Source organism: Mesorhizobium sp. P2_E10 (genome assembly GCF_056404235.1).
In genome coordinates this window covers 16,768-26,530 of the sequence record NZ_JBFUEK010000008.1, presented here as the reverse complement: position 1 = coordinate 26,530, position 9,763 = coordinate 16,768, and the positions used below count along the sequence as shown (strand labels likewise).

Sequence of the window (9,763 nt, the reverse complement as noted above, 5' to 3'; positions counted from 1 at the left end):
CAAAAGCGTGGCGTGAGGATGGGAAGCAAAATGCCCGATTTCGCGAAAATCCGCGCCCGTGCCGCCAAACGCAAGGGCGGTGAGGCCCAGCTGTCGTCGCTGCTGGGGCCTGTGCCCAACAATGCCGCGGTGGCGAAAGTTGCAGACGACCGCATTCTATCGACTATGGCCGAGCGCGTCTTTGCCGCCGGCTTCGTCTGGCGGGTCATCGAGCAGAAATGGCCGGGCTTCGAGGAAGCGTTCCTCGGCTTCGAACCGAAGCGGCTGTTGTTCCAGCCTGACGATTTCTGGCACGATTTGACGGCCGACAAGCGCATCGTGCGCAACCCGCAGAAGATCAAATCCGTGCGCGACAACGCCGCCTTCGTCGAGCGCGTATCGAAGGAGCATGGTGGTTTCGGCAAATTTCTCGCCGATTGGCCTGCCGACGACCAGGTCGGGCTGATGGCATATCTCGGCAAGCATGGCAGCCGGCTCGGCGGCAACACCGGCCAGTATTTCCTGCGCTGGCTGGAATGGGATGCCTTCATCATCTCGGCCGACATGGGAGCGGCGCTGCGCGATGCCGGCCTCGACATCGCGGACAGTCCGACATCCAAGAGGGATCTTGAGAAGGTCCAGGTCCAGATCAATGTCTGGGCAGCCGAAACCGGCCTGCCGCGTCGCCACATTTCGCGCATCCTGGCGATGTCGATCGGCGAGAACCATTCGCCGCAATCGCTGCGCCAATATATGGGCGAATAGGCTGGTGATTTGACGCAGCCGGTATCCGATTAAATTTAGAGCCCTTCCCAATAGCCTCCCAAGGATTGCGGGACAGAATTCCTAAAATGTCAACGAAACTCTTGTGAGACACGGATCGTTGGATACAGTTGTTCCTACAAGAGCAGGGCTTCTGGGAAATTGGAATGGCCCAACCTAGGCCTTTTTTGCCGGTGGCTCTAACTTGATAAGATTGGCTTTGGCAGTGGGATCCCCTTGATCAGCAGCCTTGCGAATCAAAATGAGAGCGTGGGCAGTATCCTGCTTCACACCATGGCCATCCAGGTATGCTACTCCAAGGTCGTACTCAGCACCCGCATTCCCCCGGTCCGCAGCCTTCTGGAACCAAGAGACGGCCTGCACATAGTCTAAAGGGACCCCTAGCCCCTTGTAGTACGAAACACCAAGGTCGTACTCAGCACCCGCATTCCCCTGGTCCGCAGCCTTCTGGAACCAAGAGACGGCCTGGGCGTAGTCAATCGCAACGCCTAGGCCCTTCGCATACACTACACCAAGATCATGCTGCGCCAGGGCATCTCCTTGTTCCGCCGCTTTGCGATACCATGCGATTGCCTGAGCATAGTCCTGGGCGACGCCTTGACCTTTGAGGTAAGCCAATCCCAGAAAGTATTGGGCAATGGCCGTTCCTTGATCAGCGGCCTCACGGAACCACGTGTCAGCTTCTTTATAGTCCTGTGGAACGCCTCTTCCATATCTGTACAGCAATCCGAGACCGGTTTGAGCGGCTGCTAATCTTTGATCGGCAGCTTTGCGATACCAAATTGCGGCTTCGGCATAGTCCTGTTTGACGCCTTGGCCACGGTCGTAAAGATTGGCGAGATTTTCCTCTGCCTGGGCATCACCCTGGTCTGCTGCCTTACGGTACCAAGCCGCAGCTTGATCGTAATCCTGTGTGACACCGTGCCCTTCGGCGTAAGCAGTGCCAAGATTGTCCTGCGCTTTGGGATCACCGGTGTTAGCCAGGACGCTCCACAACAAGACAGCCGCTGCGTAGTCTCCTCTTTTATAGGCCCGTTCCGCTTGCCCGGCATTGGCGACGCCGGCCACCAGCATGCCGGAGACGAAACAAAGCAACTTCGAACAGCTCTGCATGGTGGGTCTCCGATTTACGGGTTCAACCATTCCTTGATTCCCAGCACCCCGATCCGAACCCTTTCGGAAAAGGATCTCTCATTCAGCTTGGCTCTAATAAATCTTCCCTGCGCACGGGCCATTCTCGTATTAAACTTTGCCAAAAGATATGAATCCCAAATCATAATAATAAATCCCGGAGCAATGACCACTTTGTCCGGAATTAAAAGTATCTTTGATAGTATAACCATTATGACAACACCAAAGAAGCAATTATATGCCACGAATATTCCATCTTTCCACATACGATTTATTGGGAGATATTCTTCCATCCAAGGCATGATGAACGGGTTATCATCCCAAAATTGATCAATAGTAATGGGACCATGCGTAATGCCGTCTGTCTTGGTAACTTCGGCCCCAGCCTCAGCAGCGTTGTTTGGATTGACCTCTTCAGCCATTCCTTCCTCCCTTTCGCTTGGCTAGAAGGAATTCTGCTGCGCCTCTTTGAAGTCAATCTGGGATGGAGATCAACTTTGCGTCAGCTGATCCCATCGCAGTGCGGCGGAAACCCGGCTGCCGCGGCCGGCATATTTTGCGCATCCTGGCGATGTCGACCGGCGAGAACCATTCGCCTGACACACTGCGCGAATATATGGGCGAATAGGCTGGTCGCCATCAGGTCAGGACACGAATGACACATGTCATTCGGTCCTGGACATGATCGAATTCGATCAGTCCGGATTGGTCCAAACGAACGGCATTGCCCGCTGAATTTTGTCGCGCTAAGTCAGCAGGCATGACCAAGAAGACCGCTCCCGATATTCTGCGCATCGCAGTTGCCCAGCTCAACCCGACGGTCGGCGACGTCGCCGGCAATCTTGCCAAGGCGCGCGAGGCGAGGGCGGATGCCGCCCGCCAGGGCGCCGACCTCGTGCTGTTCACCGAGCTTTTCCTCGCCGGCTATCCGCCGGAGGATCTGGTGCTGAAGCCGGCCTTCCTGAAAGTCTGTGAAAAGGCGGCGCAGGACTTTGCCGCCGACACCGCCGATGGCGGCCCCGGCGTCATCATCGGCACGCCGCTGAAGCGCAAGAGCGGCACCCACAACTCGATCATCTTTGCCGATGGCGGCAAGATCCTTGCCGAGCGCTACAAGCTCGATTTGCCGAATTACGGCGAGTTCGACGAGAAGCGCGTCTTTCAGGCCGGCCCTGAAATGCAGGGGCCGGTCAACTTCCGCGGCATCCGCATCGGAATTCCAATCTGCGAGGACATCTGGGGCGATGTCGCCATTTGCGAGACGCTGGCCGAAAGCGGGGCGGAAATCCTGCTGGTGCCGAACGGCTCGCCCTACTATCGCGCCAAGATCGATGTCCGCCACCAGGTCGTCATCCGCCAGGTCATCGAATGCGGCCTGCCGATGATCTATGCCAACCAACTCGGCGGCCAGGACGAACTGATCTTTGACGGTGCCTCGTTTGCCATAGGTTCTGACAAGACGCTTGCCTTCCAGATGAGCCAGTTCGAGGAGACGGTCGACGTCACCACCTGGAAGCGCACGGATGCGGGCTGGGTCTGCTCGGAAGGACCGATGTCGAAAATCCCCCAAAGGGAGGAGGCCGACTATCGCGCCTGCATGCTGGGCCTGCGCGACTACGTCAACAAGAACGGCTTCAAGAATGTCGTGCTCGGCCTTTCCGGTGGCATCGATTCGGCGATCTGCGCCGCCCTTGCCGTCGATGCGCTTGGCGAAGAACGGCTGCGCGCGGTGATGATGCCATATCGCTACACCTCGAAGGACTCGCTCAAGGACGCCGAGGACTGTGCCCGTGCGCTCGGCTGCCGCTATGACATCGTGCCGATCTTCGAGCCGGTCGAAGGCTTCCTGCACACACTGACACAGATGTTCGAGGGCACCAAGGAAGGCATCACCGAAGAAAACCTGCAGAGCCGCGCGCGCGGCACCATCCTGATGGCGATCTCCAACAAGTTTGGCTCGATGGTGGTCACAACCGGCAACAAGAGCGAAATGTCGGTCGGTTATGCCACGCTCTATGGCGACATGAATGGGGGCTTCAATCCGATCAAGGACCTCTACAAGATGCAGGTCTATGCGCTGTCGCGCTGGCGCAACGGCCACGTGCCGCCGGGTGCGCTCGGCCCGTCGGGCGAGGTGATCCCAAAAAACATCATCGACAAGGCGCCGTCGGCGGAACTGCGCGAGAACCAGACCGATCAGGATTCGCTGCCGCCCTATCCGGTGCTGGACGACATCCTCGAATGCCTGGTCGAGAACGAGATGGGCGTCGACGACATCGTCGCGCGCGGCCACGACCGGGCGACGGTGACGCGCATCGAGCACCTGCTCTACATCGCCGAATACAAGCGCCGTCAGGCGGCACCCGGTGTAAAGATCACCCGCAAGAACTTTGGCCGCGACCGCCGCTATCCGATCACCAATCGATTCAGGGATCGCGGGTAGACGTTGGGTTTGAATGTCCGACGGTGTCGGCACAACCCGCCGTTGTTGCAAAATCGTCTCACTGGGTGGACCAGATGCGCTTTCGGCAGTTCCCTGTCTTGGCGAGGCGTTGAGCCGTCCCTATAAGAACGTCTCCGCGATTCCCCTTTGGGAGGACCGAATGCCAGCATTTGATACCATCATGCGAGGCCGCGAAGCCTAGGTTCCAGACGGCGCGCTACGAGGTTTTTACCTCTGTGGCAAAGCCGGACTGAGAACAGGCGTTCGTCGATGCCGGTCGCCACCCGACAAATCGGGTGCGCCGCCAAATATGCCGAACCTCCGCATTCCCTGGGCCAGTTGCCCTAGCGCGGTTTCTTCAATTTTCGACCTTACCGGGATCGGGCTCGTTTGCGCCCGAATGACATCATGGCTCGTTTTCGAATCGATCTGCGCGCAGGCGCCTTTCGCAGCGTTCTTGGCTTCACGCTCGGCCATTGGCGGCGTCAACCGTGGCGGCTTTCCCTCATCATGGGCACCTTCCTGCTGTCGACCCTGGCCGACGTTTTGACGCCGCTCTATTCCGGCCGGCTGGTCGATGCCGTCGCCAGCAGCGCCGGCGCGGACGAGGTGGCGTGGAACGCGGCAATGGCGGCGTTTTCGATGCTGGTGGCGCTGGCGCTTGCCGGCGTCGTGCTGCGCAACCTGGCGTTCATGGCCATCGTCGAGCTGACGCTGAAGATGATGGCGGATATCGCCGCCGACGCCTTCCACCGCGTCCAGCGCTTTTCTACCGACTGGCACGCCAACAGCTTTGCTGGCTCGACCGTGCGCAAGGTGACGCGCGGCATGTGGGCGCTCGACCTGCTCAACGACACCATCCTGATCGCGCTGTTGCCGTCCGTCGTCATGCTGCTCGGCTCGACGCTGCTGCTCGGCTGGTTCTGGCCGATGATGGGTGCGGTCGTGGCGGCCGGCTCGGTGTTGTTCATCACGGTGACGGCGATGCTGTCGCTCGGCTATGTCGCGCCGGCGGCACGGCTCGCCAATAGCTGGGACACACGCCTCGGCGGCTCGCTCGCCGATGCGGTGAGCTGCAACGCCGTGGTCAAAGGGTTTGGCGCCGAAGTGCGCGAGGAAACGCGCCTTGCCAGGGTCGTCGCCAAATGGCGCGCGCGCACGCGCCGCACCTGGGTGCGCGGCACCGTCAACGGCACCACGCAAGGGGCGCTGCTGCTGGTGCTCAGGGCCGCCGTGATCGGCCTGGCGCTGATGCTGTGGTCGTGGGGGCAAGCGAGCGCCGGCGATGTCGCCTTCGTGCTGACTGCGTTCTTCGTGTTGCAGGGCTATCTCAGGGATATCGGCACGCATATCCGCAATCTGCAGCGCTCGATCAACGACATGGAGGAACTGGTCGACTTCCAGTCCGAGCCGCTCGGCATCGAGGATCGGCCTGGCGCCAGGCCGATCCGAATTGCCGATGGCCGCATCAGCTTCGACAATGTCACCTTCCACTATGGCAACCATCGACTGCCGCTTTACCGCGACTTTTCGGTGGACATTGCGCCGGGTGAACGTGTTGGCTTGGTCGGTCATTCAGGCTCGGGCAAGACGACCTTCGTTAAGCTGATCCAGCGCCTCTATGACGTCAACGCTGGCAAGATCCTGATCGACGGCCAGGATATTGCCACGGTGGCGCAAGCGTCGCTGCGCGGGCAGATCGCCATCGTCCAGCAGGAGCCGATCCTGTTCCACCGGTCATTGGCCGAAAACATCGCCTATGCCCGGCCGGGCGCCAGCCAGGCCGAGATCGAGCACGCGGCACGGCTGGCCAGCGCGCACGACTTCATCGTCGGCCTGCCGAAGGGCTATGGCACACTGGTCGGCGAGCGTGGCGTGAAACTATCGGGCGGTGAGCGTCAGCGCGTGGCGATCGCGCGCGCTTTCCTCGCCGATGCGCGCATCCTCATCCTGGACGAGGCGACATCGAGCCTCGATTCGGAATCGGAGGTGCTGATCCAGCAGGCGATGGAGCGGTTGATGGTCGGCCGCACGACGCTGGTCATCGCGCACAGGCTTTCGACGGTGCGGGCGCTCGACAGGCTTTTGGTGTTCGATCGCGGCCGCATCGTCGAAGAGGGCTCGCATGACGAGTTGATCCGGCTGCAAGGCGGCATCTACCGCCGCCTGTTCGAGCGTCAGGCGCTGGAACTGACCAAGGGGCTGGTGATCTGATCGAGAAGGCACCCGGATCGAAGTCCGGTCCGGGTGCCTTGGTCTGAGTGCCAAATGCGGAATGATCAGCCGTAATGCAGCTTCGGCTTGCCCTCGGTGCCGGTGAACTGAACGCCGATCCTGTCGTTGCGGCGCCAGCGAACCTCGGATCGATAGCCAATTCCATCGACGGGAATGTAGAGCAGGAAGCGATCGGGCACCCGGGCATCGGCCGCGACCTTCAACTCGGCGCCGCCTTCATGCTGGTTGCGCACGGTGCAGCTGATCTCGGAATTCTGAATCCCGGTGATGATCGTCCCGCCCTTGAGCACGCGCTGGCGGTGTTCGCGCCGGTGCTCGTCGGACTTCTCTTCGTGGGGGTTAGCGGGGTTCGTCATTGATGAAAACGCCAGAGCAGCCGAATCGATCCCTCGATGTCGCGGCACCCCCATGCCGACAGACAGTATGCCACAGATCAGTGGCTGTCGCCGGTCATTCTAGCTCTGAGTCAGTCGAACCGGTGCGGATCGGCGCAGAAATAGGCGATGATCTGGCAAAGGTCCGGTTCGTTGACCATGCGCACCGCTTCGGTGGAATCCACCCATTTGCGGGTGCGCGCGCGCTTTTCCTTCCACCGATCGGCGACCTTGTCGACCTTCAGCGGAAACACCAGCACTTCGCACGGCACTTCCTCGCCGGAGGCCAACATTTTGGCATAGAAGTAGCGTCCGGCTTCGAGATGGGAGACGGTGCCGCGCAATCCGGCTTCCTCGCCGGCCTCGCGCGCCGCCGCCTCGCAAAGTGGCTCCTTGGCCTCGGGCCAACCCTTGGGAATGACCCAGCGGCCAGTGTCACGGCTGGTGATCAGCATGATCTCGACGCCGTTCCCGGTATCGCGCCAGGGCAAGGCGGCAACCTGCAGGCGGCACGGCGCCGAGCCGAAGAGTCGCCGGACCCTTTCGGCCAGATGGTTGTGCGTCGTTGGCCTCGTCAACATTGCAGAAGCTAGCCCCAGCCTCCAGAATCGTTTGCCGTCTCACGAATCTTACGGCTAATCATAAGCAATAAAAGTAAAAAACTTCACACCGGTGCGCAAAACGTCACCGGAAACGGTTGACTTCACGAAATATGGTGCCCTGCAAGCCTCTTTCCAAAGCAAAGAGTGCTCGCCTGGCCGTTTCGACTGGAAAGAAGAACCGACGCGAATCAACCAGCGTGGTCGTCGGCGATCGGCTTCTGGTAGGTAAAACCCATGTCCCAGGGAAAATAGATCCAGGTGTCCTGGCTGACTTCGGTGACGAAAGTATCGACCAGTGGCCGGCCTTTCGGCTTGGCATAAACGGTGGCGAAATGCGCCTTGGGCATCATGGCGCGCACGATGCCCGCCGTCTTGCCGGTGTCGGTGAGGTCGTCGATGATCAGCACGCCGACGCCGTCATCGACGAGCAGCGCGGGCGTGATCTCCTTCAGCACCTGCAACTGACCCTGGCTGGTGTAGTCGTGATAGGAGGCGACGCAGACCGTCTCGATGACGCGGATACCGAGCTCACGCGAGATGATGGCGGCCGGAACCAGACCGCCGCGGGTAATGCAGACGATCGCCTTCCACTGGCCCTTGTTGGCGCCGGCAAGCCGCCAAGCCAGCGCGCGGGCATCGCGGTGGAACTGGTCCCAGGAGACCGGAAAAGCTTTTTCAGGAAGGGACATTCGTGCACTCCGCGCGCAACACTATGGAATGCGCGCGGAATTAACTGGAAAGTCAGGGCATTGGCAAGCTTCGGTTAAATGGGCGTAGCTAATTCCGGCGTTAGCACAGAAGTCGCGGCAGCGATCGCCCGCCGTACGTCTTGTTCGCTTGTGCGCCAGTTGACCACGCTGACGCGCATGGCGCGGCGGTTTCGCCATGTCGTGCCGGAGAAAAAGGCTTCGCCTGTCGCGTTGATTTTTTGAATTGTTTCGTCGGTAAAATCATCGTTCTCCTCGGGCGACAAGTCCGGCCGGCTGAACCTGAGCAGACCTTGATTGAGTGTTGGTCTTGCCAGAATCTCTGCGCCCGGCAGTTCTCCAATTCCCTCCACGATGCTGGCACAATGCGCACAGCAGCGATCCACCAGAGCCTCGACGCCGTTGCGGCCGAGTTCCTTGAGCGCGGCATAGACGGGAACGCCGCGCGCCCGGCGAGAGTACTCCGGATTCCAGTCTATCTGGTCCCGCGCGACAGTTACTGGCGCGACATAGGAGGCGTTCGATGCCATCGCAGTCCGATGCGCGTTGCGATCGACGATGATCGCGATACCGCAATCGAAGGGAACGTTCAGCCATTTGTGGCCGTCTGTCGCCCAGCTGTCGGCCATTTCCACGCCGTCGAGCAGGTGGCGGTACGTTCGGCTCGCGCGTGCAAAGAGACCGAAGGCGCCGTCGATGTGAACCCAGGCGCCGGCCGAATGTGCCATTGGGATCAAGTCCTTGAACGGGTCGCATGCGCCGATGTTCAAGTCGGCGGCATTCAGCACGAGTATGGCCGGCTTGGAATTTTCGGAAAGCGCGCTATCGAGAACCGCGGGAGAGACGCGCCCATCCCTGTCCGTTTTCAATTGTTCAATGGCGTTGCGGCCGATCCCCAGAAAGCGTACCGCGCGGTCTATGGTGACGTGCCGCTGGTCACTCGTGAGTATTCTAATTTCAGGTGCTCCAAACAACCCGTCCTCTTCCACATTCCAGCCGACGCGCTTGAGCAGCGCGGCCCGCGCAGCGGCAAGGCTCGTCATGTGCGCCATCTGGCAACCACTGGTGAAAGCAAAAGACGCATCGCGCGGCAGATCGAGCAGTTCCTTGACCCATTCGCCGGCTGTCTCTTCGATTACTGCGGATGCAGGACTGACAGAATAGAGCGCTGCGTTCTGATCCCAAGTGGCAACGAGCCAGTCGGCCGCCAGTGCGGATTCCAGCCCGCCGCTAATCACCCAGGCAAAGAAGCGTCCACCTGCGCTACCATGCATCCCGACGCCGGCGTCTTTGACAAGTGTCTGGATCACGTCCTCCGCACTGCTGCCATCGGGCGGCAATGGACCGACGAAAGATCGCTTGAGGTCCGATAGGTTGGCCGTGGCCGCCACCGGACGATCATCCAGTCCGTCGATCCATGCCCGTGCTGCATGGTATGCGAGATTGAGCGCCGTGTTCATTGAGTGGGTCCCTTCTCCTTCGTGGTGGACGTTTCTCCGGGCGGCCCAC

Annotated in this window: 9 protein-coding genes; 3 read left to right on the top strand and 6 right to left on the bottom strand. The window is 60.2% G+C overall.

Translation table 11 applies throughout. From position 1 onward, the window contains the following. Positions 1-30 precede the first annotated feature (30 nt). On the top strand, positions 31-744 hold the full coding sequence (locus tag AC1D0N_RS21075; RefSeq protein WP_477247273.1) for a DNA-3-methyladenine glycosylase I: 714 nt from the start codon (positions 31-33) through the stop codon (positions 742-744). A gap of 174 nt (positions 745-918) precedes the next feature. Here AC1D0N_RS21075 and AC1D0N_RS21070 read toward each other — a convergent pair whose 3' ends face one another. Then, entirely contained in the window at positions 919-1,875 is a 957-nt protein-coding gene (locus tag AC1D0N_RS21070; protein WP_477247272.1) for an SEL1-like repeat protein, read from the bottom strand. 14 nt (positions 1,876-1,889) lie between these two features. Beyond that, positions 1,890-2,315, bottom strand: coding sequence for a hypothetical protein (locus AC1D0N_RS21065; RefSeq protein ID WP_477247270.1), 426 nt, complete (start codon positions 2,313-2,315; stop codon positions 1,890-1,892). Between the two features lie 338 nt (positions 2,316-2,653). On the opposite strand from AC1D0N_RS21065, the gene AC1D0N_RS21060 reads away from it, so the two are divergent. Further along, a complete protein-coding gene (locus AC1D0N_RS21060) occupies positions 2,654-4,336 on the top strand; it encodes an NAD+ synthase (RefSeq protein ID WP_477247268.1) in 1,683 nt (560 codons plus the stop codon). 408 nt (positions 4,337-4,744) lie between these two features. Further along, positions 4,745-6,550 (top strand): ABC transporter ATP-binding protein, encoded by a 1,806-nt coding sequence (locus AC1D0N_RS21055; protein WP_477247266.1) that lies wholly within the window; start codon positions 4,745-4,747, stop codon positions 6,548-6,550. A gap of 65 nt (positions 6,551-6,615) precedes the next feature. On the opposite strand, the gene AC1D0N_RS21050 is transcribed toward AC1D0N_RS21055, so the two are convergent. From AC1D0N_RS21050 to AC1D0N_RS21035, 4 genes are all read right to left on the bottom strand, one after another. Then, positions 6,616-6,927 (bottom strand): PilZ domain-containing protein, encoded by a 312-nt coding sequence (locus AC1D0N_RS21050; protein ID WP_477247264.1) that lies wholly within the window; start codon positions 6,925-6,927, stop codon positions 6,616-6,618. A 110-nt stretch (positions 6,928-7,037) separates the two neighbouring features. Further along, positions 7,038-7,526: an NUDIX hydrolase gene (locus AC1D0N_RS21045; protein ID WP_477247262.1), complete on the bottom strand. Its 489-nt coding sequence runs from the start codon at positions 7,524-7,526 to the stop codon at positions 7,038-7,040. Positions 7,527-7,735: 209 nt separating this feature from the next. Continuing rightward, positions 7,736-8,236, bottom strand: a complete 501-nt coding sequence (gene gpt / locus AC1D0N_RS21040; RefSeq protein WP_477247260.1) for a xanthine phosphoribosyltransferase — start codon at positions 8,234-8,236, stop codon at positions 7,736-7,738. 74 nt (positions 8,237-8,310) lie between these two features. Next, a complete protein-coding gene (locus AC1D0N_RS21035) occupies positions 8,311-9,714 on the bottom strand; it encodes a pyridoxal phosphate-dependent decarboxylase family protein (protein WP_477247258.1) in 1,404 nt (467 codons plus the stop codon). Between the last annotated feature and the right edge of the window lie 49 nt (positions 9,715-9,763).